Source organism: Pantoea dispersa, from assembly GCF_014155765.1.
Taxonomy (GTDB): domain Bacteria; phylum Pseudomonadota; class Gammaproteobacteria; order Enterobacterales; family Enterobacteriaceae; genus Pantoea; species Pantoea dispersa.
In genome coordinates this window covers 294,224-318,905 of sequence record NZ_SCKT01000004.1, presented here as the reverse complement: position 1 = coordinate 318,905, position 24,682 = coordinate 294,224, and the positions used below count along the sequence as shown (strand labels likewise).

Genomic DNA, 24,682 nt, shown 5'->3' with positions numbered 1-24,682 from the left:
CCTCAGTAGACAAAGCTGACGGGCGCGCCGCCCTGCGGATGCGGCAGAATGCCCATCGGAATGCCATAAATATCACCCAGCACCCCGGCCTGCATAATCGCTTCCGGTCCGCCTTCCGCGATCACTTCGCCCGCGCGCAGCGCTACCAGCCGGTCACAGTAGCGAGCCGCCATGTTGAGATCGTGCAATACCGCTATCACCGTCAGGCCGCGTTCGTGGCTGAGGCGCTGAATCAGCGCCAGCACATCAACCTGATGAGCGATATCCAGCGCCGACGTGGGTTCGTCCAGCAGCAGACAGCGGCTGTTCTGCGCCACCAGCATCGCCAGCCACGCACGCTGACGCTCGCCGCCGGACAGGCTGTCCACCAGCCGCCCGGCGAAGGGTTTCAGTCCAACCAGCGCAATCGCCTCGTCTACCCGATCGCGATCTTCCTGGCCGTAGCGCCCCAGCGCACCGTGCCACGGATAGCGCCCAATCGCCACCAGCTCGCGCACCGTCATGCCCTCTGCCGCGGGCAGCTGCTGCGGCAGATAGGCTACCTGACGTGCAAAAGCTTTACTGCTCCAGGTATCAACCGCTTCACCGTTAAGCATCACGCGCCCTTCGCTGGCGGCATGGTGACGGCCGAGCATCTTCAGCAGCGTGGATTTACCGGAACCGTTATGCCCGATCAGCGCGGTGACTTTGCCCGGGGCGAAAGTCAGCGACAGCGGATGCAGCAGCGTGCGGCCGGGCACACGGAAGCTGACGTTTTCCAGTGAAAAGGTGGTTTCTGCGTGGTGCGGATGCTGCATGATAATCCCTGTTAACGGGCGCCGCAGCGCCCTGTGTTCAGTATCAGAAGCGGAAGGTGGCGGTACCGACGATCTGGCGCTCTGCGCCCCAGTAGCAGGCGTAGTCGCGGTAGCAGCTGGCAACGTATTCGCGATCGAACAGGTTGTTGATGTTGACGCCCACGGTTGAGCCCGGCAAGCCGAAGCGGCCCAGATCGTATTTCAGTGCGGCATCTACAGTGGTGTACGCGGCGACGTCAAAGTTCTGGTTGGATTTCACGCCATTTTGCTCATTGTCAGCGTACAGGCCTTTGCTTTCACCCACGTAGCGCACCCCGGCACCCACGGTAAAGCCCGACAGTGCGGTTTCGTGGAAGGTGTAATCACCCCACAGCGAAGCCATATGCTTCGGCACCTGCACCGGCGTACGGCCTTTCAGCAAGGTGTCTTCGGTGTATTCCGCATCGGTATAAGAGTAAGCCGCCGTCAGGTTGATGTTGGCGTTAAGCGCCGCTTTGGCTTCCAGCTCGACGCCACGGGAGCGGATTTCACCGCTTTGCACGCTGGCAAATTGATGGCTTGCATCGGGATCGGCCGTCAGGTTCTTCGTTTTGGTCAGCTGATAGACCGCCGCCGTCATGACAATCGGACGATCTTTGGGAACGTATTTTACGCCCGCTTCATATTGTTTAGCGCGTGACGGATCAAACGCTTCGCCGCCCCATGTTGCGCCAGCATTAGGAATAAACGCTTCGCTGTAACTGAAATAAGGTGCAATGCCATTATCGAACACATAGTTAACGCCACCACGCCAGGTAAAGGCCTGATCGTTCTGGCGATCAACGCTCTGCGCTACGCGGTCGGTAACGGAGTTCATCGCGTAGTCGTAGCGGCCACCGAGCGTCAGCACCCAGCGGTTCCACTCCATTTGATCCTGCGCGTACAGACCGGTCTGGCGTTGCTGGTTCAAACGCTGATAAGGATCGTCATAAGGGGTGTAGCTGTCGTTGCCATATTGCGGATTGAATGGACTCAGGCCGGTGGCGGTGCCGAACTGACCATCAATATCGTTACGGGTGCGCTGAAAATCAACGCCCAGCAGTAACGTATGGGCTAAATCACCGGTTGCGAATTTAGCCTGCGCTTGCGTATCCATGGCAAACTGGTTGAGTTTTTCTTTTGAGAATGCGGCATTACGGGTAATCAGTTGATTCTCAGGGTTATAACCGAAGCCATAAATACTGCGATAATCGGTCTGCATTTCGGCATAGCGCAGATTCTGGCGCACCGTCCAGGTATCGTTAAAGCTGTGCTCAAAGTTGTAGCCAACCATTTTGGTGTTGCGCGAGATCTTATTGCTGTCTTCGCCTTCATCAAAATTGGTGGGCAGCTTATAGCTGCTGCCGTCCGGCCGGGTGATGCCCACCACGGTGCCTTCGCGCGGCAGCCAGCCGTAATAGCCGGTTTCCGGTTCGTTCTGGAAGTAGGTCAGCAGGTCAAAGCGGGTATTGGCATCGGGACGCCAGCTGAACGAAGGCGCAAGGGTATAGCGCTTCTCTTTGTTCATCTCCTGTTGCGCATCGGCGCTGCGCGCCAGGCCGGTCAGGCGATAGCTGTAAACGCCGTCATCATCCAGTGAGCCGCCAAAATCGAAGCCGGTGGAGAACAGGTTGTCGGTGCCCATCTGGAACTGGACTTCACGCAGCGTCTCCTGGGTCGGCCGCTTGCTCACCAGTGACACCACACCGCCCGGGTTGCTCTTACCGTACAGCACCGACACCGGGCCGCGCAGCAGCTCCGCGCGCTCAAGGAAGTAAGGATCGATAGCGAATTCGGAGTAGTTGTCACCCTGTAGCTTCAGGCCATCGAGATACTGATTGGTGTTGGTTTCGCTGAAGCCGCGAATCGACAGCGCGTCGATAACGTCCGAGCTGCCGCGGTTACCGGTCAGCACGCCTGGCGTGTAATTGAACGCACCTTTGACGCTGGTCACCGCATGCATTGACATCTCTTCCTGCGTCACCACCGACACCGACTGCGGATTCTTCTCGATTGGCGTATCGGTTTTGGTGCCGGTCGCGCTGTGTTTGGCGGCGATGGTCGGCGACGGTCCCCATGCGCTCTCCTGCGCGACGCCGCTGCCGCCATCAGCCGTCACCACCACGGTATCTTCGGCCAGCGCCTGCATGCTGAGTGTGCCCAGAGTCAGGGAAATCAATAACGCGAGCGGTCGACGGGTGGTCACCGCGCGCAGAGAACAAGGAAAAGTGTTTCGCGCATTCATAGTGGGATCTCATGAAAATAGAACAATGCAGGCGAATGGAAACGAGAATGATTATTAGACGCACGGATTTTAGGCGAAACCTGGCAAGCACCGCAAGATGTAATGCCTGCTGGCGGTGAGTTTGCCAGCGGATCGCACATATCCATGATCGCGGCTAAAAAAATGGCGGGCAAAGAAAAAGGCGCCGCAGCGCCAGAGAGAGTTAAATTCAGCTTTTATGCAAGACTCAGGCTGGAGCGCCGCCATGTATCTGGCACCGCCACGTGGTGGTAAAACGCCGGCACTGCACAGGCTCTGAAGGTATAAAGCCGGTGCAGTGCCGGATGGCTTATTTACTGCCAAACATATCTTTAATCCAGCCCGCGACGCCGTCAGAGTCCTTCTGCTCGCCCTGCGGCTGCTGCTGTTGCTGTTGTTGCTGTTCTTGCTGTTGCTGCTGCTGAATCTGCTGCTGTTGCTGCTGGCACAGCGCGTTCGGATCCAGCGCCCACACAGGCAGCGAACGCCAGGTGCTGCTGCCGCTGCCGCAGACAAAGTTACCGGCCGAATCGATATTCATCTGAGTGATATCTTCCGGTGGCGTCAGGACCAGTGGCATCGGCGCCTGGTTGTCGAGGTAGCGACGATAGATCTGCATCGCACCACTGGCACCGTACAGCTTCGAGGTCTGGTTGTTGTCGCGGCCAACCCAGGTGATCGCCACTTCTTTGCCATCAATACCGGCAAACCAGCTGTCGATCAGGTCATTGGTGGTACCGGTTTTCGCCGCCAGATGCGCACCCGGGAAGCGTGCGCCCAGCGCCCGCGCCGTACCGTGATCGGCCACCTGCTGCATGGTATACAGCGTCAGATACGCCGCCTGCGCCGGCTCAACGCGCTGCGCCTGCGGGAAGCTCTGATACAGCACCGTGCCATCTTCCGCGATCACCGAGCGCACCGCCGACAGCGCAGCGCGGTTACCGCCGCTGGCAATTGACTGGAACGCCTGCGCCACTTCAATCGGCGTCAGATTAAGCGCCCCCAGCAGCATGGCCGGTACCGGATGCAGCTGATCTTTTGGCACGCCCAGTTTAGTCCAGGTATCCACTACCGCATCGAGTCCCAGCGTCATACCGAGGTTAACGGTTGGCACGTTCATCGAGTTAGTCAGTGCATCCACCAGCATCACTTTACCGCTGAAGCGACGATCGTCGTTCATCGGCTTCCACACCGAACCGTTTGGCTGTTTCAGCGCAATCGGCTCGTCGGCGATCCAGCTGTTCAGGCGATAGCTGTTTGGCTGGCTGAGGGCGGTCAGATAGGTCGCCGGTTTTGCCAGTGAACCAATCGAGCGACGCGCCTGCAGCGCGCGGTTATAGCCGGCAAACTGCGGATCGGCACCGCCGACCATGGCGCGCACTTCACCACTGAAGCGGTCGACCACCACCATCGCGGTTTCCAGATCTTTCAGCCCGCGCTGTTTCTTCAGCGTGGGAATGCCGTCTTCAACCGCTTTTTCCGCCGCATCCTGCGAAATCGGATCGAGCGTGGTGAAGATCTTCACGCCGGAGAGGTCTTTGACCTTATCGCCCAGCTTCGCCTGCAGCTCATTACGCACCATCTGCATAAACGCCGGCTGCGGCGTGATCACCCCGCCTTTCGGCTGAACGCCAAGCGGCCGCGCCGACAGCATGTCGTACAGCTCCTGATCGATCACTTTCTGCTGTTGCAGCAGACGCAGCACCAGGTTACGACGCTCCAGCGCCAGCTGCGGATTACGCCACGGATTGTACAGCGACGCACCTTTAACCATGCCGACCAGCATCGCCTGCTGATCAAGGCTCAGTTCGTCCACCGGGCGACCAAAGTAGTACAGGCTGGCCAGCGGGAAACCGCGGATTTGGTCGTTGCCCGCCTGGCCGAGATACACCTCGTTCAGGTAGAGCTCGAGAATGCGATCTTTGCTGTAGCGCGCATCCATGATCACCGCCATATAGGCTTCACGCGCTTTACGCCACAGCGAGCGTTCGTTGGTGAGGAACAGGTTTTTCACCAGCTGCTGCGTCAGGGTACTGCCGCCCTGCACCGCTTTACCGGCGGTGATATTGGCGAGGAAGGCGCGACCAATCGAGTACGGGCTGATGCCGTCATGCTCGTAGAAGTGGCGGTCTTCGGTGGCGATCAGCGTATCGACCAGCAGATCCGGGAACCCGGCGCGCGGCACAAACAGACGCTGCTCGCCGTTTGGCGACTGCAACATGGTGATCAGCCGCGGATCGAGGCGGAAGAAGCCAAAGTCGCGTCCGGTATCGAGGTTTTTAATCTCGCTCAGCTCGTTGTTGCTGAAGGTGAGACGCGCGTTAATCTGGCCCTCTTTGCTGTCCGGAAAATCAAACGGACGGCGCAGCAGGTCGATGGTGTTGCCTTTCACGCTGAACTCACCCGGACGGGTAATGCGCGACACTTCGCGATACTGCGTGCCTTCCAGCAGCGCAATCATCTCTTTCTTGTCGTAAGCCATGCCCGGTTCGAGGCTGACCATGCGCCCGTACACGGCCGCTGGCAGCTGCCACACTTTACCGTCAATGCGGCTGCGGATTTCCGAATCGAGATAGACGCCCCAGGCGGCCATCACCACGACAAACACCAGGAAGAGTTTAATCAACCAGCCTAACCAGCGGCGTTTGCCACGCGCGGGTCGTTTTCCTTTACCTTTGGGTGGCACCGGCGCACTCTCCTCATCATCTTCGTCAAAATCGTCCTGATCGATATCATCTTCAGGCTCCCTGCGGCGACCCCGGCGCGTAACGTTACGCGGCGGCTTTGGCGCTTTTCCTTTGCGCCCAATAGGTTCGCGATCGTTCCCAGACATGCTTTGTTTTCTCCAGGCATAGCTACGGCAGCGCCGCTACTCTAACTGCTTTCTCGTGCCGCGCATGGCAGAACCCTCTGAATTCGATCCACTGCGGGCTACGAGGAATATTTTTTGGTGCGCCTCGTCGGCAAGGCGCTGGCCGGATCGTCCGGCCACGGATGTTTGGGATAGCGCCCTTTCATCTCTTTCTGCACTTCAGGATACGCACCGCGCCAGAACGCCGCGAGGTCACGGGTGATCTGCAGCGGACGGTGCGCCGGCGAAAGCAGCTCCAGCACCAGCGGAACGCGCCCATCGGCAACCGCCGGGTTCTGCGCCTCGCCAAACATCTCCTGCATACGCACCGCCAGCGCGGGGGGCTTTTCCGCGTCGTAGCGAATCGGCAGGCGACTTCCGGTCGGCACAGTGTAATGAGTTGGCAGCACAGTATCCAGCCGCTGCCGCTGTGACCATGTCAGCAAATGTAATAAAGCGCTGACAAGATTAACGCTCTGCAGCCCTTTTAAATCGCGTACTGTGCCCATCTCCGGCAGCAGCCAGTGCTCCAGCGTGGCCAGCAGTGTGTCATCATCCAGCGTCGGCCACGCCTCTTCCGGCAGCCACTGCGCGGCGCACTGCAGGCGCAGACGCAGCTGCTCTGCCTCTGGCGTCCAGCCGAGCACCGCCAGCCCTTTTTCGCGGATCCAGCGCAGCATCGCCGCATGCAGGATCTCCGGCTCGGGCCGCGCCTGCGGCTGGGCCCGCAGGATCAGCGCACCAATCGCTTCCCGCTTCCACGCGCGCAGCGTGCCTTTGTCTTCATCCCAGTCCACATCGGTGCGCTGCTCCACCAGTTGCGGGCACTGCTGGCGTAACGCATCCATCTCTACCGGCAGCGCCAGCAGCATGCGTGCATCGGCGCTGCTGGCCCCCTGCAGCAGGCTCGGGGCAATCAGCCACTCATAGCGGCTAAGACCGTCGTGCTCATCCAGCATCGCGCCGATACCATTGGCGAGCTGATAGCGCGCGCTGTCACCGCGACGCTGCGCCAGCCGGTCAGCAAATCCGGCGGCCAGCAGCGCCGGGAAGCGATCGGCGTCAACGTGACCTTCGCGCGCGTTCAGCCGCTGCTGCCAGTGCCGCGCGCGCCGCAGCCACTGCGGCTGTGGCTGGTTGAGCGCATCGCGCAGATCGACACTGCCGCTGCGCGGCGGATCCTCCAGAATCGCCACCAACAGCGCCGCGCTGGCGATGGCGTGCACATCGTCGCCGGCGGCGCACAGCATCGCCGTGAGACGCGGATCGCTGCCGAGCTGCGCCATTTTACGGCCGCGCGCGCTGAGCCGCCCTTCGCTATCCAGCGCGCCGAGCCGCTGCAGCTGTTGACGTGCCGCCTGCAGGCTGCGCGCCGGTGGACTATCCAGCCATTGCAGCTGAGCCGCGTCCTGACAGCCCCACTGCAGTAAATCCAGCTGCAGCGAGGCCAGATCGCTGGTGAGTATCTCCGGCTCACTCTGCGCCGCCGCACGCAGCGCCTGCTCCTGCGGCAGCAGATGCAGACAGATTCCCGGCGCCAGGCGACCGGCGCGGCCAGCGCGCTGCGTCATTGATGCCTGGCTGATGCGCTGGGTCAGCAAACGCGTCACGCCGCTGCGCACGTCAAACTGCGCCGCGCGCTCCAGCGCGCTGTCCACCACCAGGCGAATGCCTTCAATCGTCAGGCTGGTCTCGGCGATATTGGTGGCGAGCACCACTTTACGCCGGCCCGGCGCGGCCGGCAGGATGGCTCGCCGCTGTGCCTCCAGCGACAGCGCACCATATAAAGGAGATAAATCCACCTCATCACTGACGCGCGACGCCAGTTCACACTTCACCCGTTCAATCTCCGCCACGCCGGGCAGAAACAGCAGCAGCGAACCGGGCTCATCCCGCAGCAACTGTGCCACCTCGCGCGCCACTGCCTCTTCAAACCGCTGCTGCGGATTGAGCGAAGCGTAACGTCGCATCACCGGAAAGCTGCGCCCCTGTGACGCAATAAACGGCGCGTCGGGCAGTAGCGTGCGTAGCTGCTGATTATCCAGCGTTGCCGACATCAGCAGAATTTTCAGGTCGTCGCGCAATCCCTGCTGCACATCAAGCAGCAGCGCCAGCGCCAGGTCAGCCTGCAGGCTGCGCTCATGGAATTCGTCGAGGATCACCAGCGATACGCCCTCCAGCAGCGGATCGCGCTGCAGCATGCGTGTCAGAATGCCTTCGGTGACCACCAGCAGACGCGTCGCTGCGCTGCTGCAGTTTTCCCCGCGCAGCCGATAGCCTACCGTCCCGCCCGGCTGTTCACCCAGCTGTTCCGCCAGCCGCTGTGCCACGTTGCGTGCCGCCAGCCGGCGCGGCTCCAGCATGATGATTTGCCCCGGCAGCTGCGCCTGTTGCAGCAGCTGTAGCGGCAGCCAGGTGGATTTCCCGGCGCCGGTCGGGGCCGCCAGCAGCACCTGTGGCGACTGCGCCAGCGCGGCCAGCAATGCAGGCAGTACCTCGCTTACCGGTAACTCACTCACACTCAACTCCCACTCTGCCTGTGCTAAGATGGCGCGCATTGTACACCACCCGGCGCCAATTATCGGAGTTCAGCATGGCCACGCAACGACTGTTTTTTGCCCTCGAATTGCCTTATGCCCTCCAGCAACAGCTGGTGCAATGGCGGGCCGATTGCTTCGCCGCAGACGCGGGTAAACCGGTGGCGGCGGCGAATCTGCACCTGACGCTGGCGTTTCTCGGTGAGGTCAGCACGGAAACGGCGGAGCAGCTGCAGCAGCTGGCGGCACGCATCCGCCAGCCGGGCTTTACGCTGGATCTCGATGACGCCGGTCACTGGCCGCGTCCCGGCGTGGTGTGGCTTGGCTGCCAGCGCGCGCCGCGCGGTTTACTGCAGCTGGCCAACCTGCTGCGCGCCCAGGCCGCGCGTCATGGCTGTGCGCAGAGTACGCAGCCGTTCCATCCCCACATCACCCTGCTGCGCCACGCTGCGCAGGCCGTGGCGCTGCCGCCGCGCGGTTTTCACTGGCGCGTTGAGGTGAGTCATTTCGCGCTGTTTGCGTCCAGCTTCACGCAGGGACGCACGCGCTATCGCCGGCTGGCGCGCTGGCCACTGTTATCTGCCGCAGGAGCATAAATGCAGTTCGATCCGCCGTTACAATCAGCCCGCTTAATCACCCGCTATAAACGTTTTTTAGCCGATGCCATTACGCCGCAAGGTGACACCTTTACCCTGCACTGCGCCAATACCGGCGCGATGACCGGCTGCGCCACGCCAGGCGACACCGTGTGGTACTCCACCTCGGCCAGCGCGACGCGCAAATATCCGCACAGCTGGGAAATAACGCAAACCGCGCAGGGCCACTGGATTTGCGTCAACACCCTGCGCGCAAACCAACTGGTGCGCGAGGCGCTGCTGCGCGATGCAATTCCGGAATTATCCGCTTATAGCCACTGCCAGGCTGAGGTGAAATACGGCACGGAAAAAAGCCGAATTGACTTCCTGTTGCAAGCGGAGGGCAAAGCCAACTGCTATATTGAAGTCAAGTCCGTCACCCTTTTACAAAATGGTAAAGGCTATTTTCCGGATGCGGTGACGGCTCGTGGACAGAAACATCTGCGCGAATTAAGCACTATCGCGGCAGAAGGCCACCGGGCCGTTTTGTTGTTTGCTGTTCTGCACACGGGGATTGAGGACGTTTCCCCGGCGCACCATATCGATGCGCAATACGCAGAACTACTGGTACAGGCGCAGCGCTGCGGTGTGGAAGTGTTGGCGTATCAGGCTCAGATTTCACCGGCAGAAATGTTACTTACCCGGCCGTTAACGGTAACGATTAACGCACAGTTGTAATATTTAACGTTATTTGCTGTGATAAGAATGTTCTGAGCGGTGCGCTAAATACGCTGTTCCTCACAGGCTTGTCAAGGTGCGTTCATGAATAATTGCCAACCTTGATTGCTTCTGCTATTTATAGCGGCCTGTTTTTTTCCCTGATGGGAATCGATATGCCCCGCATGCGTCGGGTTGCAGGCAAAGGCTTTCGCAATCTGAAACAGAACGGGTAGTGCGTGTTATCCAGGAGAAACAACATGCAAGAAGGGCAAAACCGTAAAACATCGTCCCTGAGTATCCTCGCCATCGCTGGGGTGGAGCCGTATCAGGAGAAACCGGGCGAAGAGTATATGAATGACGCCCAGCTGAGCCATTTCCGCAAGATTCTGGAAGCCTGGCGCAACCAACTCAGGGATGAAGTAGACCGTACTGTGTCGCATATGCAGGACGAAGCTGCCAACTTCCCGGATCCGGTTGACCGTGCCGCCCAGGAAGAGGAGTTCAGCCTGGAGCTGCGTAACCGCGATCGTGAGCGCAAACTCATTAAAAAGATTGAGAAAACGCTCAAGAAAGTGGAAGACGACGACTTTGGCTACTGCGAATCCTGTGGGGTCGAAATTGGTATCCGCCGTCTCGAAGCGCGTCCGACCGCCGATCTCTGCATTGACTGCAAAACGCTGGCAGAAATCCGCGAGAAGCAGATGGCAGGCTAATGGCCGTTAACAGACTGTCGCCGCACAGCCGGGAAAACCACTGTTTTCCCGCCGTGCGGTGTACCACAGCATGATGTCCGCCACGCTTCCCTGCATCGGGCGTTTCGCCCCCTCTCCTTCCGGTGATCTTCATTTCGGTTCGCTGATAGCCGCATTAGGCAGCTACCTGAGCGCGCGCGCGCAGCAGGGCCGCTGGCTGGTGCGCATTGAAGATATCGATCCGCCACGTGAAGTCGCCGGTGCCGCAACGCGCATTCTGCGTCAGCTGACCCATTATGGGCTGCACTGGGACGGCGACGTGCTGTGGCAGTCGCAGCGCCACGAGGCCTATCGCGCGGCGCTGAGCTGGCTGCGCGAACACCGTCAAAGCTACTTTTGTACCTGCCCGCGCAGCCGCATTCAGCAGCTGGGCGGCTTTTACGACGGTCACTGCCGCGATTTACATTTGCCGCCGGACGGCGCCGCGCTGCGGCTGCGTCAGCATGCGCCGGTGTACGGTTTTGACGATCGCCTGCGCGGCCATCTGCAGGCGGAGCCGCGTCTGGCGCAGGAAGACTTTATTATTCACCGTCGTGACGGCCTGTTCGCCTATAACCTTGCGGTGGTGGTCGATGACCATTTTCAGGGCGTGACGGAGATAGTGCGCGGTGCGGATTTGATTGAGCCAACGGTGCGCCAGATTGCGCTGTATCAGCAGTTTGGCTGGCCGGTGCCGGCTTATCTGCATCTGCCGCTGGCAATTAACCCGGACGGTAATAAATTGTCGAAGCAAAACCACGCGCCGGCTTTGCCGGACGGCGATCCGCGACCGGTGCTGGTGCAGGCGCTGAGCTTCCTGGGGCAGTCGGTTTTGCCTGGCTGGCAGGACCATGGGCTGGGGGCGCTGCTGGACCATGCCGTTACACACTGGGATAGCGCATTGATTCCGCGGCATGATGCGCAACAACCGGATGAGGCGACAACGCCATTCCTAAATGGTTCGCAACAGGCTATGATTAGCCGCTGATTTTATTCACACCCATTTTCTCACTGTCGAGGTGTCCCATTTTTACCCGAGTCGCTAATTTTTGCCGGAGAGTCCTCAAGCGTGATGAGGAGGCCCCTGAAGAGGTGGAAACCGTAAGTCTGATGACCGTTATCCCCCGGGAAAGCCACAATATCTCACGCAAAGATATCAGCGAAAACGCTCTCAAAGTGCTGTATCGCCTGAACAAAGCCGGATACGAAGCCTATCTGGTCGGCGGCGGCGTGCGCGATTTGCTGCTGGGTAAAAAGCCGAAAGACTTTGACGTGACCACCAACGCCACGCCGGAGCAGATGCGTAAGCTATTCCGCAACTGTCGCCTGGTCGGGCGTCGCTTCCGTCTGGCGCATGTAATGTTCGGTCCGGAAGTGATCGAAGTCGCCACGTTCCGCGGCCATCATCAGGAAGAGAGCGTCGACGATCGCAACGGTTCGCAGCGCGGTCAGAACGGCATGCTGCTGCGCGACAATATTTTTGGCAACATTGAAGATGATGCGCAGCGCCGCGATTTAACCATCAACAGCCTCTATTACAGCGTGGCTGATTTCACCGTACGCGATTACGTCGGTGGCCTGCAGGATCTGCAGGAAGGCATCATCCGCATGATTGGCGATCCGGAAACGCGCTACCGCGAAGATCCGGTGCGTATGCTGCGCGTGGTGCGCTTCGCCGCCAAGCTGGACATGAGCATTGCGGCGGAAACCGCCGAGCCGATTCCCCGCCTTGCCACGCTGCTGAATGACATTCCGCCGGCGCGCCTGTTTGAAGAGTCGCTGAAGCTGCTGCAGGCCGGTTACGGTTATCGCACCTATCTGATGATGCGCGAATACCAGCTGTTCCAGCCGCTGTTCCCGACGCTGGCGCGCAACTTCACCGAACAGGGCGACAGCCCGATGGAGCGCATGCTGGCCCAGGTGCTGAAAAACACCGATACCCGCCTGCATAACGATATGCGCGTGAATCCGGCGTTCCTGTTTGCAGCGATGTTCTGGTATCCGCAGCTGGAGTCAGCCGAGCAGATTGCGCAGGAGAGCGGCCTGACCTATTTCGATGCCTTTGCGCTGTCCATGAACGAAACGCTGGATGAAGCCTGCCGTGCGCTGGCGATTCCGAAACGTATCACCACGCTGATTCGCGATATCTGGCAGCTGCAGCTGCGCATGTCGCGCCGTCACGGTAAGCGCGCATGGAAGCTGATGGAGCATCCTAAATTCCGCGCCGCCTACGACCTGCTGGCGCTGCGTGCAGAAGTCGAGAACAACGCCGAGCTGCTGCGCCTCAGCCAGTGGTGGGGCGAGTTCCAGTCGGCGGTGCCGACACAGCAGAAAACCATGCTCAACACCCTGGGTGACGATCCGGCTCCGCGCCGTAAACCGCGCCGTCCACGCCGTCGTCCTGCTGGCCCGCGCCGCGACAGCAACCACAGCGCGTCATGACGCGGGTCTATCTCGCCTTAGGCAGTAATCTCGCCGATCCGCTGCATCAGGTTGATGCAGCGCTGGCCGCGCTGGATGCCATTCCCGATACCCACCGCGTAGCCACCTCCGCGTTTTATCGCACGCCACCGTACGGCCCGCCGGATCAGCCGGATTACCTCAACGCCGTGGTGTCGCTGGAGACCACACTGGCCGCGGAAACGCTGCTCGATCACACCCAGCGCATTGAGCTGGAGCATGGCCGGGTGCGCAAAGCCGAACGCTGGGGCCCGCGCACGCTGGACCTCGATATTATGCTTTTCGGCAATGCAGTGATCCACACGCCTCGCCTGACGGTGCCGCACTACGATATGCACAACCGCGCCTTCATGCTGGTGCCGCTGCTGGAGATTGCGCCAGCGCTGCGCCTGCCGAACGGTCAGCCGCTGGCCGGCATTCTGGCGACGCTGGACCGCAGCAGCATCCGCTTGTGGTCTGCCTGACGCGGCAGAATCGCACGCCCGTCGTATCGCCTTTGCAATCAATCCAGTACACTGCGCGCATCAGAAAATGCTGGAGATTGCGATGAAACCCACCACCCTCTCTCACTTACGCCAGCTGAAAGCCAGCGGCCGCAAGTTCGCCACGCTGACCGCCTACGATTTCAGCTTCGCGCGCCTGTTTGCCGACCAGGGCATTCCGCTGCTGCTGATTGGCGATTCGCTCGGCATGACCGTGCAGGGCCATGATTCCACGCTGCCGGTGACGGTCGACGATATTGCTTATCACACCGCCGCTGTGCGGCGCGGTGCGCCTGACGCGCTGGTGATGGCCGACCTGCCGTTTATGAGTTACGCCACGCCGCAGCAAACCTTTGACAGTGCCGCGCAGCTGATGCGCGCCGGTGCCAACCTGGTAAAACTGGAAGGCGGCGCCTGGCTGGCAGAGACCGTGCGCATGCTGACCGAGCGCGCCGTGCCGGTGTGTGGTCATCTGGGATTGACGCCGCAGTCGGTTAATATCTTCGGTGGCTACAAGGTGCAGGGGCGCGATGAAGCGGCAGCCGAGCGCCTGCTGGCGGATGCGCTGGCGCTGGAAGCGGCCGGTATGCAGCTGCTGGTGCTGGAATGCGTGCCGGTCGCGCTGGCTGAACGCGTCACAAAAGCGTTGTCGGTACCGGTGATCGGCATCGGCGCCGGTAACGTCACCGACGGCCAGATTCTGGTGATGCACGACGCGTTTGGTATTACCGGCGGCCACATTCCAAAATTTGCCAAAAATTTCCTTGCGGAAACCGGCGACATTCGTGCGGCAATTCGCCAGTATATGGCCGACGTTGAGGCAGGCACCTACCCTGCTGCCGAACACAGTTTCCAGTAAATCAGGAGATTTGCAGTGCTGATCATTGAAACGCTGCCGCTGCTGCGCCGTGAAATCCGACGCTGGCGCCAGGCAGGTAAACGCATCGCGCTGGTGCCCACTATGGGCAACCTGCATGAGGGGCATCTGACGCTGGTGGATGAAGCACGCCAGCGCGCAGATATCGTGGTGGTATCGATCTTCGTTAACCCGATGCAGTTTGATCGCGCCGACGACCTGGCGCGCTATCCGCGCACGCTGCAGGACGATTGTGAAAAACTCAATCGCCACAGCGTCGACCTGGTCTTTGCCCCGGCGCCGGCCGATGTCTATCCGCAGGGTCTCGACAGCCAGACGTTTGTTGAAGTCCCGGGCCTCTCCTCGCTGCTGGAGGGCGCCAGCCGTCCCGGTCATTTCCGCGGCGTGGCGACCATCGTCAGTAAGCTGTTTAATCTGGTGCAGCCGGATATCGCCTGTTTTGGCGAGAAGGATTTTCAGCAGCTGGCGATCATCCGCAAGATGGTAGCGGACATGGGCTTTGACATTGACATCGTTGGCGTGCCGACGGTGCGCGCCAAAGACGGTCTCGCGCTCAGCTCACGTAACGGCTATCTTACTTCCGATGAACGCAAGCTGGCGCCGGTGCTCAGCCAGGTGATGAACAGCATGGCGCAGCGCCTCAGCAACGGCGAGCGGCACGTGGATGAGATTATTGAGCACGCCGAACAGACGCTGCGCGATCAGGGCCTGCGCCCCGACGGCCTGGCCATCTGCGATGCCGATACGCTGCAGCCGCTGACGGTCGACAGCCAGCGCGCAGTGATTCTGATGGCCGCCTGGCTCGGTAATGCGCGTTTGATTGATAATCAGCAAGTGGATCTGACGGTTTAACGCCGTCGTTTATGGGCAGCATGTACCCGCTACACACTGCGCGGTGGAAACCGGCCGCGCACGGGTATAACAAAGGTATCACGCTATGATTCGTACCGTATTACAAGGCAAACTGCACCGCGTAAAAGTGACGCAGGCGGATTTGCATTATGAAGGCTCCTGCGCCATCGATCAGGATTTTCTTGATGCCTCCGGCATTCTGCAATACGAAGCCATCGACATCTATAACGTCACCAACGGCCAGCGCTTCTCTACCTATGCCATCGCCGCCGAGCGTGGCTCGAAAATCATTTCGGTCAACGGTGCAGCCGCGCGCTGTGCCTGTCAGGGCGATCTGCTGATCATCTGTTCTTATGTGCAGGTGGAAGATGAAGTGGCGCGCAGCTGGCAGCCCAAAGTGGCCTACTTCGACGGCGATAACGAGATGAAACGTATCGCTAAAGCGCTACCGGTGCAGGTGGCCTGATCATCCCGCGCGCTGTACTGACAGCGCGCCTTTTCCTTATACGCCCGCCAGCTGCGGCTGCCCTTTGCGCTTCAGCGTAAACAACCAGTCAAACCACCCTTTTGCCCGCAGTAAGCACAGCGCCGTTGGCAACGCCAGCGCGACGCTGAACGCCAGCACAAAATGCAGGTCAGCCAGCCACGCAGAGTGGCCGTCGTGGCGCAGCAATTTACTGCACACCTGAATCGCCAGATAGTGCGAAAGATAAAACACAATCGAATGGCGGCCAACGTAGTTAACCGCCCGCAGATTGATACGGCAGGCCAGCGCAACGAACAGCGGGATTGAGGGCAGCGCCAGCGGCAGCAGCCACGGCGAATGCTGACGCAGCCCGCCCCACAGGCTGAACGCCGCGAGCAGCATAAAGGCGATCAGCGACAGCAGCAGCGGCGTACGACGCTGCGCGAACGCGGCAATATCAATATCCTGGCGCACCAGCCAGTCGGCGCTGTAGAAGAAGGCAAACAGCACCAGCGACTTGTTCAGATGCAGGTTGTCGAAACTGGCAAACAGCGAGTCAGGCGGCACCGGCGGCGGCAGCACCGCACCGGCAACGCACAATGTCAGCACCAGCGCCGCAGGCAGGCGGCGCACCGGGATAATCAGCACAAAGAACAGAAACAGCGAGTGCAGAAACCAGGTGATATCGCCGCCGCTCAGATGGCCGAGCGCGATGGCCAGCGGCGACTGTGGGTGATTGGCCATCGCGCTGAAGGTCCACTTCAGACCGCCGTAGATCAGCGCCCAGACGGCAAACGGATAGAGAATGCTGCTGACTTTGTTTCGCAGATAGCGCGCCTGCCCGTGGCGTAAACCGCTGGCGACGAACAGTCCGGAGACGAAGCACATCAGCCCCATACGCACCGGCGCCAGCAGCTGATTTACCAGCTCGTTAAAGGCAGTGAAGTGCCCGGCCTGCTGGTTCACTGCAATCATGCAGTGCAAAAAAATCACCGCCAGAATGCTCATGCCGCGTAAATTATCAATCCATGATACCCGATTCACTCTTCGCTTCCCCGCTGCTTTTTTGGTCAGCGGCCACTATGGGGAAAGCCACAGACTGAAAGCACAAGACGCGTCTGGAATTGCGAAGAGTGGGTAAAAAAAAGCCGCCGCCGGACGACGCCGGCAGCGGCTTCTTATTCGGAGCTGCGCCTCAGGTGCGCAAGCCGCGTCCGCGCTGAATCAGCGCATACACCAGCACGTAAAACACCACGATAAACGCCACCAGCACTGACAGCGTCAACACCAGCGGAACATCGTTGATGCCAAGGAAGCCATAGCGGAACCCGCTGATCATGTACACCACCGGATTGAGCTTCGACACCGCCTGCCAGAACGGCGGCAGCAGCGCCAGCGAGTAGAATACGCCGCCGAGGTAAGTTAACGGCGTCAGCACGAAGGTCGGGATCAGGCTGATATCGTCAAAGGTGCGCGCAAACACCGCATTCAGCAGGCCCGCCAGCGAGAACAGAATCGCTGTCAGCAGCAGCGTGATCGCCACCATCGGCCACGAGAATACGTGGAACGGCACGAAAAACAGCGACACCGCCGTCACCAGCACGCCCACGCACACGCCGCGCGCTACGCCGCCGCCGACATAACCGGCGATAATGATGTGCGTCGGCACCGGCGCCACCAGCAGCTCTTCAATGTTGCGCTGGAACTTAGCGCTGAAGAATGACGAAGCGACGTTGGCGTAAGCGTTGGTGATCACCGCCATCATAATCAGGCCCGGCACGATAAACTGCATATAGCTGAAGCCGTGCATATCGCCGATGCGTGAGCCGATCAGATTGCCAAAGATAATGAAGTACAGCGTCATGGTGATCACCGGCGGCACCAGCGTCTGAATCCAGATGCGGGCAAAACGGTTGATCTCTTTGCTCCAGATACTCTTGAGCGCCACCCAGTACAGATGCGTCATGCGGTTACTCCTGTTTTTCCCTGCGTCAGGCTGACGAACAGCTCTTCCAGACGATTCGCTTTATTGCGCATGCTGAGCACCTGCACGCCCTGCGCGCTCAGCTGGCTGAATACGCTATTCAGCCCCTGTTCACGCATCACTTCCACTTCCAGCGTTGAGGTATCGACCAGACGATACTGGAAGCCCTCCAGCTGCGGCAGCGGGCTGCGCGGCGCCAGGTCGAGGATAAAGGTTTCCGACTGCAGCTTGGACAGCAGCCCTTTCATTGAGGTGTTCTCCACCAGCTCGCCGCTCTGGATGATGCCGATGTTACGGCACAGCATTTCCGCCTCTTCCAGATAGTGGGTGGTCAGGATAATCGTGGTGCCTTTGGCGTTCAGCTCTTTCAGGAACACCCACATCGAGCGGCGCAGTTCGATATCCACGCCAGCCGTCGGCTCATCAAGAATCAGCAGTTTCGGTTCATGCATCAGCGCCCGGGCAATCATCAGCCGGCGCTTCATGCCGCCGGACAACATGCGCGCCCGTTCGTTACGCTTGCCCCACAGGTCGAGCTGATTAAGGTATTTTTCCGCGCGCTTGTTCGCTTCGGCGCGTTCCACGCCGTAATAACCGGCCTGATTAACCACAATCTGCATCACGGTTTCAAACGGGTTAAAGTTGAATTCCTGTGGCACCAGCCCAAGCTGCCGCTTGGCGTTGACCACATCTTTCTGCAGGTCATAGCCAAACACGCGCACGCTGCCGCTGGATTTGTTCACCAGCGAGCTGATAATGCCAATGGTGGTGGACTTACCGGCACCGTTAGGGCCCAGTAAGGCATAGAAGTCGCCTGCTTCCACGTTGAGATCGAGGCCTTTCAGCGCCTGTACGCCGCCGGGATAGGTCTTGGTCAGCCCGGAAAGTTCCAGTGCATAAGTCATTGCGAGTCCGTACCCTGTTGTAGTGACATCATAGCCATATGAAATGATAGTGCGCTCGCGTCGAGCGTGCGGGGTTATTCAGCGATAACGGTTGTGAAATCAAAGGAATTGCGCAGAGTGATAACCCACCACACTCTACCACTCTGCGTGCCGCAGGAAAACGCGTGCCGAGCCCGTAAGTCAGTGAGTTACGGGCTGCGCATCTTATCGCAGGCGGAGGGAATCAGCCTTGGAAGATTGTGCGGTTATTCGTCCAGCAGCGTAACTTTGCCAATATACGGCAAATGGCGGTAGCGCTGTGCGTAATCAATACCGAAGCCGACCACGAACTCATCCGGAATGGTAAAGCCGACAAACTCGACCGGCACCTCAACTTCACGACGCTCCGGCTTATCCAGCAGCGTGCAGATCGCCAGTGATTTTGGCTCACGCAGCTGCAAAATTTCACGCACTTTGCTCAGGGTGTTACCGGAGTCGATGATGTCCTCGACGATCAGCACATCTTTGCCGCGAATGTCTTCATCGAGATCTTTGAGGATTTTCACGTCGCGCGTAGAGGACATGCCGCTGCCGTAGCTGGAGGCGGTCATGAAGTCGACTTCGTGCGCGACATCAATGGCGCGGCACAGGTCAGCCATAAACATGAAGGAGCCGCGCAGCAGGCCGACCAGCACCATTTCGCTGCCGCTGTTGCGGTAGTGCTCGCTGATCTGCTTGCCCAGTTCGGCAATACGGGTTGCGATCTCCTGCTCAGAGATCATCACGTCGACGGTGTGTTTCATTGCATTCGCCTAAGAAGGTTTTCAGAAAGCCGCGCATTCTATCATAGTCGACGCACAGGCTAACGCCGCGCACAGAACGCAAACGTTATCGTGGCGAAATTTATTGCGCTGGCGTTAACTGTAAGCATCCTGCCCGCTCTCTCTGGAGATCCCTATGGCCGCTTCATCAGGTAAAAAAACGCAGATCGGCACGCGTGAACTGCATCCGGAAACGCAGATGCTCAACTACGGTTACGATCCGCGCCTGTCAGAAGGTGCGGTGAAGCCGCCGGTGTTTCTGACGTCAACCTTTGTGTTTAACAGCGCCGAAGAGGGCAAAGAATTTTTCGATTTCGTTGCCGGCCGCCAGCAACCACCGGCGGGCAAAAGCGGCGGGCTGGTCTATTCCCGCTTCAACCACCCTAACAGCGAGATCGTTGAAGATCGGCTGGCCATTTATGAAGGTGCCGAAAGCGCCGCGCTGTTCTCTTCCGGCATGTCGGCGATTGCCACCACGCTGCTGACCTTTGCCCGTCCCGGCGAAGTGATCCTGCACTCGCAGCCGCTGTACGGCGGCACCGAAACGCTGCTGAGCAAAACGCTGCACGATCTGGAGATCAAAGCGGTGGGATTCAGCGACGGCACCGACGAAGATAAAGTGTATGAAGCCGCGAAGCTGGCGTGGCAGCGCGGGCGCGTCGCGATGATTCTGATTGAAACACCGGCCAACCCCACCAACAGTCTGGTAGACATCCAACTGATGCGTCAGGTGGCGGAGGTGATCACCCAGCAGCAGGGCTCCCGGCCAATTCTCGCCTGCGACAACACCCTGCTCGGCCCGCTGTTTCAGCGTCCGCTGCAGCACGGCGCGGATATCTCGCTCTACTCGCTGACCAAATATGTCGGCGGTCATTCCGATTTGATTGCCGGCGCCGCGCTGGGTAGCCGGGCGTTAATCAACAAAGTGCGTTCGCTGCGCAGCGCGATTGGCACCCAGCTCGATCCGCACTCCAGCTGGATGATTGGCCGCTCGCTGGAAACGCTGTCGCTGCGCATGGAGAAAGCCGCCAGCAATGCGGAACAGGTCGCGGCATTTTTACGTGATCACGCGCAGGTGGCGAAACTGCACTGGCTGCCCTATCTCGACGCCAGCAGTCCGGCAGGAGAAACCTGGCAGCGCCAGTGCAGCGGCGCCGGTTCCACCTTCTCCTTTGATATCGAGGGCGGCCAGGCTGCGGCATTCCGCTTTCTCAACGCGCTGGCGCTGTTCAAACTGGCGGTGAGCCTCGGCGGCACCGAGTCGCTCGCCAGCCATCCCGCCAGCACCACCCATTCCGGCGTACCGCTGGAGGTGCGCGAGCGTATCGGCATCACCGACGCGACGGTGCGCCTGTCGATCGGCATCGAACATGCCGATGATTTGATTGAGGATATCCGCCTGGCGCTGGACGCGGCCGTCAGCTCACCGTAAAGCCCAGCATCATGCCGGTATCTTCATGCTCCAGCAGATGGCAGTGCGCCATATAGGCATTTTCGCTATCGGCGACGTAGTTGAAGCGCACCAGCACTTCACTGCGCCAGCCGTTGACGCTGACCATATCTTTCCAGCCGGCGCGATGCGCCGCAGGCGGCTTGCCGTTCTCGGACAGAATGCGGAACTGCGTGCCGTGAATGTGGAACGGATGCAGCATGGCGTCGCCTTCGCCGGAGATGGTCCATTTTTCATATTTGCCCAGCGGCACGGCAAACATGGGCTTTTCCATGTTGAAGGCCTGGCCGTTGATTTTGTTGCCGTTGTGGAAATCATATACGGCGCTGCTGGCGTGGTTACCCTGATCCATCGCCATATCGCCGTGATCCATGTTGCTATGATCCATCGCGCCATGGTCCATCTTCATGCTGCCGTGATCCATCGCTTTGCCCGCGCCGTGCTGGCTGCCCATCGCTTTGGCACCGTAGCGCTGCTGTAGCGCCTGCATGCCCTGCTGATCCAGCTGCGGATCCATCATCAGCTGCAGCCAGCGGCTCTGCAGCCCTTCCGTTGCCGGCAGCGGCGGCACATCCACCAGCTGGTCCGGCAGCGTACCGCTGGCCATCACGCGCAGCGGAAGAATCTGCACCAGCGGCAGCGGCTGATCGAACGGCGCCAGCGTCATGCCCATCTGCGTGACCGGCAGCGTTACGATATCGAAGGTTTTGCCGTCTGAGGTATCCACCAGCACTTCAAAGCGCTCGCCCGGCAGCAGCGGCAGGCTCTCCACCTTCACCGGTTCAGCCAGCAGGCCACCGTCACTCGCCACCACGTACAGCGGACGTTTATCGCTGGCGGCGATGTGCAGCGAGCGCGCATTGCAGCCGTTGAGCAGGCGCAGGCGCAGCCAGCCGCGCGGCACCGCGTGCTGTGGATACGGCACGCCGTTGGTCAGCATCAAATCGCCAAACCAGCCCACGGCGGCGCGCATGATATCCAGCTGATAATCGATACGCGTGCCGTCCTGAGTGAGCTGCTTATCCTGGAAAATCAGCGGCACATCATCTTCGCCCCACTGCATCGGCAGCCGCAGCTTGCCGGACGCCTCATCTTCCAGCAGTACCAGCCCCGCCAGCCCCTGCGCCACCTGATAGCCGGTTTTGCCGTGCTGATGCGGATGGAACCAGCAGGTCGCCGCCGGTTGATCGGGGGTAAAACTCACCTGACGCGTGGCGCCGGGCGCAATCAGCGCCTGCGGACCGCCATCCACCGCGCCGGGAATTTCCAGCCCGTGCCAGTGCAACGTGGTGGCTTCCGGCAGACGATTATGAATATTGACGGTGACGCTTTTCTCACGCTGCAGGCGCAGCGCCGGACCGAGCAGGCTACCGTTGTAACCCCAGGTTGGGACGGATTTGCCGTTCCACTGGCTTCTGCCGGTCATGGCGGTCAGCGTGTACTGGCCGTGTGCATCGGGCTCCAGCAGCGACGGGATGGGCAACAGCGGGCGCGTAGCGGCCATCAGCGAGCGGCTCCAGAAGGGCAGCGCGCCGGCTGCACTGAGGGCGGCGGTCAGCTTGAGAAAATGACGACGTTGCATATTCATATCCTTATCGTGAATAGGGGCACAGCGTAAACCTTTCCCCTGCGGGAGGGTCAAGCGATGAAAGCGCCCGCCGGGATAAAAAGCGCGCCAGTGGCGCATTTAGCCAAATTTAGCGGAATCCCGGCAATAACTGTGCTAACGTCATTAAATTGTCCCTTGTTGAGAACGATTATGACGAAAAGCATCAAGATCCTGCTGCTGGCGGGACTCCTTGGCTTCTCCTCCACCAGTTTTGCCCTGAGCGAATCCGAAGCAGAAGATCTGGCTGACCTCACCGCGGTGTTTGTCTATCTGAAAAATGATTGCGGCTATCAGGATCTGCCCGACGCGCAGATTCGTAAAGCACTGGTGTTTTTTGCCCAGCAAAACCGCTGGGATCTGAGCAACTACAGCGCTTACAACATGAAATCCCTCGGTGAAGAGAGCTACAAAGATTTGAGCGGTATCGCCATCACCAACGACAAAAAGTGTAAGTCGCTGGCGCGCGATTCCCTCAGCCTGCTTGCCTACGTGAAATAATCCTCCGCCCTGCGCTGCTGTTAACGCCCTGACCGTGCAAGCACGGTCATAATTCGTTATGCTTTTTTCTGGCATTATTGCGCGTTAACAGCATAAGGAGCGCTCCGGCATGGCCGACAAAGAGACCTGGCATGAGACGCTGCATAGCGGCTTTGGCCAATATTTCAGCGTAGACAATCTGCTATACCGCGATAAAACCGCGCATCAGGATCTGGTGATCTTTGAGAACGCCGCGTTTGGCCGCGTGATGGCGCTGGACGGCGTGGTGCAAACCACCGAGCGCGATGAGTTTATCTATCACGAAATGATGACGCACGTGCCGATTCTGGCGCACGGCAACGCCCGGCGCGTATTGATTATCGGCGGCGGTGACGGCGCGATGCTGCGCGAGGTAGCCCGGCATCAGCGCGTTGAGCACATCACCATGGTGGAAATTGATGCTGGCGTGGTGAATTTCTGTCAAACCTATCTGCCTAACCACAGCGCCGGCGCTTACGACGATCCGCGTCTGCAGCTGGTGATCGACGATGGCGTTAACTTCGTCAGCCAGACGCAGGAACGGTTTGATGTGATCATCTCCGACTGTACCGATCCAATCGGTCCTGGCGAGAGTCTGTTCACCTCGGCGTTTTATGCCGGCTGCAAACAGGCGCTCAATCACGGTGGCGTGTTTGTCGCGCAGAACGGCGTCTGCTTCCTGCAGCAGGATGAAGCGGTCAACAGCCACCGCAAACTCAGCCACTATTTCGCTGACGTCAGCTTTTACCAGGCGGCGATTCCGACTTACTACGGCGGCATCATGACCTTCGCCTGGGCGAGCGACGATCCGGCGCTGCGCCAGCCGGACCTTGCGACGCTGCAGTCACGTTTTGCCGCGGCCGGACTGCCCTGCCGTTACTACACGCCACAGCTGCACATCGGCAGCTTTGCCCTGCCGCAATACCTTTTAAACGCGCTCAGCTGACCTCAGGAGGTGAACCCAATTGCAAAAGCTAAAACTACATGGCTTCAATAATCTGACCAAAAGCCTGAGTTTTTGTATCTACGACATTTGCTATGCCAATAGCGAAGCCGAACGTGATGGCTATATCGCCTATATTGATGAGCAATATAACGCCAACCGCCTGACGGAAATCCTCACCGAGACCTGCTCAATCATCGGTGCTAACGTGCTGAATATCGCGCGCCAGGATTATGAGCCGCAGGGTGCCAGCGTGACGATTCTGGTCAGCGAAGAGCCGATCAATCCGCAGGATATCGATAATTCCGAGCATCCCGGCCCGCTGCCCAGTTCGGTGGTGGCGCACCTCGACAAGAGTCACATCTGCGTGCACACCTATCCGGAGAGTCACCCGGAAGGCGGTTTATGTACCTTCCGCGCCGACATTGAAGTCTCGACCTGCGGCGTGATTTCGCCCCTGAAGGCGCTGAATTATCTCATCCACCAGCTGGAGTCGGATATCGTAACCGTGGATTACCGCGTGCGCGGCTTCACCCGCGACGTCAATGGCGTGAAGCATTTCATCGACCATGAGATCAATTCCATTCAGAACTTCATGTCCGAGGATATGAAAGCGATGTACGACATGGTGGACGTTAACGTTTATCAGGAAAACATCTTTCATACCAAGATGTTGCTGAAGGAATTTGATCTGAAGTATTACCTGTTCAACACCAAACCTGAAGAGCTGAGCCCGCAGGAGCACAAGCGCATTACCAATCTGTTGTGGAAGGAGATGCGTGAGATTTATTACGGGCGCAATATCCCGGCGACGGGATTGAAGTTGTTGTAACTCAGCGCCAGCAG

The 24,682-nt window shown here is 59.5% G+C and carries 22 protein-coding genes; 13 read left to right on the top strand and 9 right to left on the bottom strand.

Features of this window, described 5'->3' with window-relative positions; genetic code table 11:
• Positions 1-2 precede the first annotated feature (2 nt).
• The 4 genes from fhuC to hrpB all read right to left on the bottom strand — a co-directional run bounded on the left by fhuC (position 3) and on the right by hrpB (position 8,487).
• Complete coding sequence (gene fhuC, locus H7K56_RS14695; protein ID WP_058780465.1) at positions 3-797, bottom strand: Fe3+-hydroxamate ABC transporter ATP-binding protein FhuC; 795 nt, start codon at positions 795-797, stop codon at positions 3-5.
• Between the two features lie 43 nt (positions 798-840).
• Positions 841-3,060, bottom strand: a complete 2,220-nt coding sequence (gene fhuA / locus H7K56_RS14690) for a ferrichrome porin FhuA (protein WP_150360715.1) — start codon at positions 3,058-3,060, stop codon at positions 841-843.
• 328 nt (positions 3,061-3,388) lie between these two features.
• Positions 3,389-5,911, bottom strand: coding sequence for a bifunctional glycosyl transferase/transpeptidase (mrcB, locus tag H7K56_RS14685; protein WP_150360714.1), 2,523 nt, complete (start codon positions 5,909-5,911; stop codon positions 3,389-3,391).
• A 98-nt stretch (positions 5,912-6,009) separates the two neighbouring features.
• Positions 6,010-8,487 carry an ATP-dependent helicase HrpB gene (hrpB, locus tag H7K56_RS14680; protein ID WP_150360713.1) on the bottom strand — a complete coding sequence of 826 codons (2,478 nt, stop codon included), beginning with the start codon at positions 8,485-8,487 and terminating at the stop codon, positions 6,010-6,012.
• A 35-nt stretch (positions 8,488-8,522) separates the two neighbouring features.
• On the opposite strand from hrpB, the gene thpR reads away from it, so the two are divergent.
• The 9 genes from thpR (at position 8,523) to panD (ending at position 15,629) form a co-directional block, all read left to right on the top strand.
• Entirely contained in the window at positions 8,523-9,062 is a 540-nt protein-coding gene (gene thpR / locus H7K56_RS14675) for an RNA 2',3'-cyclic phosphodiesterase (protein WP_150360712.1), read from the top strand.
• Positions 9,063-9,779, top strand: a complete 717-nt coding sequence (gene sfsA, locus H7K56_RS14670; protein ID WP_150360711.1) for a DNA/RNA nuclease SfsA — start codon at positions 9,063-9,065, stop codon at positions 9,777-9,779. It begins immediately after the preceding gene.
• 239 nt (positions 9,780-10,018) lie between these two features.
• Positions 10,019-10,474: an RNA polymerase-binding protein DksA gene (gene dksA / locus H7K56_RS14665; protein WP_021507512.1), complete on the top strand. Its 456-nt coding sequence runs from the start codon at positions 10,019-10,021 to the stop codon at positions 10,472-10,474.
• Positions 10,475-10,544: 70 nt separating this feature from the next.
• Positions 10,545-11,480 carry a tRNA glutamyl-Q(34) synthetase GluQRS gene (gene gluQRS, locus H7K56_RS14660; RefSeq protein WP_371815467.1) on the top strand — a complete coding sequence of 312 codons (936 nt, stop codon included), beginning with the start codon at positions 10,545-10,547 and terminating at the stop codon, positions 11,478-11,480.
• Positions 11,481-11,518: 38 nt separating this feature from the next.
• On the top strand, positions 11,519-12,934 hold the full coding sequence (gene pcnB / locus H7K56_RS14655; protein ID WP_206099480.1) for a polynucleotide adenylyltransferase PcnB: 1,416 nt from the start codon (positions 11,519-11,521) through the stop codon (positions 12,932-12,934).
• Positions 12,931-13,416: a 2-amino-4-hydroxy-6-hydroxymethyldihydropteridine diphosphokinase gene (gene folK, locus H7K56_RS14650; RefSeq protein WP_150360710.1), complete on the top strand. Its 486-nt coding sequence runs from the start codon at positions 12,931-12,933 to the stop codon at positions 13,414-13,416. Before pcnB ends, folK begins: the two co-directional genes overlap by 4 nt.
• Positions 13,417-13,498: 82 nt before the next feature.
• Complete coding sequence (gene panB, locus H7K56_RS14645) at positions 13,499-14,293, top strand: 3-methyl-2-oxobutanoate hydroxymethyltransferase (RefSeq protein WP_058780480.1); 795 nt, start codon at positions 13,499-13,501, stop codon at positions 14,291-14,293.
• A gap of 15 nt (positions 14,294-14,308) precedes the next feature.
• Positions 14,309-15,163, top strand: coding sequence for a pantoate--beta-alanine ligase (gene panC, locus H7K56_RS14640; RefSeq protein ID WP_058774807.1), 855 nt, complete (start codon positions 14,309-14,311; stop codon positions 15,161-15,163).
• Between the two features lie 85 nt (positions 15,164-15,248).
• Positions 15,249-15,629: an aspartate 1-decarboxylase gene (panD, locus tag H7K56_RS14635; RefSeq protein ID WP_021507518.1), complete on the top strand. Its 381-nt coding sequence runs from the start codon at positions 15,249-15,251 to the stop codon at positions 15,627-15,629.
• Positions 15,630-15,665: 36 nt separating this feature from the next.
• Here panD and H7K56_RS14630 read toward each other — a convergent pair whose 3' ends face one another.
• The 4 genes from H7K56_RS14630 to hpt all read right to left on the bottom strand — a co-directional run bounded on the left by H7K56_RS14630 (position 15,666) and on the right by hpt (position 19,300).
• The gene (locus H7K56_RS14630) at positions 15,666-16,673 is read right to left on the bottom strand and encodes an acyltransferase family protein (protein ID WP_150360709.1); all 1,008 of its coding nucleotides are present in this window, start codon (positions 16,671-16,673) and stop codon (positions 15,666-15,668) included.
• Positions 16,674-16,824: 151 nt separating this feature from the next.
• Positions 16,825-17,595, bottom strand: coding sequence for an ABC transporter permease (locus tag H7K56_RS14625; protein ID WP_021507520.1), 771 nt, complete (start codon positions 17,593-17,595; stop codon positions 16,825-16,827).
• Positions 17,592-18,518 carry an ABC transporter ATP-binding protein gene (locus H7K56_RS14620; protein WP_021507521.1) on the bottom strand — a complete coding sequence of 309 codons (927 nt, stop codon included), beginning with the start codon at positions 18,516-18,518 and terminating at the stop codon, positions 17,592-17,594. The genes H7K56_RS14625 and H7K56_RS14620 overlap by 4 nt, the downstream gene beginning before the upstream one ends.
• 245 nt (positions 18,519-18,763) lie before the next feature.
• On the bottom strand, positions 18,764-19,300 hold the full coding sequence (gene hpt / locus H7K56_RS14615; protein WP_021507522.1) for a hypoxanthine phosphoribosyltransferase: 537 nt from the start codon (positions 19,298-19,300) through the stop codon (positions 18,764-18,766).
• A 154-nt stretch (positions 19,301-19,454) separates the two neighbouring features.
• On the opposite strand from hpt, the gene H7K56_RS14610 reads away from it, so the two are divergent.
• Entirely contained in the window at positions 19,455-20,750 is a 1,296-nt protein-coding gene (locus H7K56_RS14610; RefSeq protein ID WP_150360708.1) for a cystathionine gamma-synthase family protein, read from the top strand.
• Here H7K56_RS14610 and cueO read toward each other — a convergent pair.
• Positions 20,737-22,350, bottom strand: coding sequence for a multicopper oxidase CueO (gene cueO, locus H7K56_RS14605; protein ID WP_150360707.1), 1,614 nt, complete (start codon positions 22,348-22,350; stop codon positions 20,737-20,739). The genes H7K56_RS14610 and cueO overlap by 14 nt on opposite strands.
• A 177-nt stretch (positions 22,351-22,527) precedes the next feature.
• On the opposite strand from cueO, the gene H7K56_RS14600 reads away from it, so the two are divergent.
• The 3 genes from H7K56_RS14600 to speD all read left to right on the top strand — a co-directional run bounded on the left by H7K56_RS14600 (position 22,528) and on the right by speD (position 24,668).
• The gene (locus tag H7K56_RS14600; protein ID WP_021507525.1) at positions 22,528-22,875 is read left to right on the top strand and encodes a YacC family pilotin-like protein; all 348 of its coding nucleotides are present in this window, start codon (positions 22,528-22,530) and stop codon (positions 22,873-22,875) included.
• Between the two features lie 109 nt (positions 22,876-22,984).
• A complete protein-coding gene (speE, locus tag H7K56_RS14595; RefSeq protein ID WP_150360706.1) occupies positions 22,985-23,839 on the top strand; it encodes a polyamine aminopropyltransferase in 855 nt (284 codons plus the stop codon).
• Between the two features lie 19 nt (positions 23,840-23,858).
• Positions 23,859-24,668 carry an adenosylmethionine decarboxylase gene (gene speD / locus H7K56_RS14590; RefSeq protein WP_021507527.1) on the top strand — a complete coding sequence of 270 codons (810 nt, stop codon included), beginning with the start codon at positions 23,859-23,861 and terminating at the stop codon, positions 24,666-24,668.
• Positions 24,669-24,682: the final 14 nt, after the last annotated feature.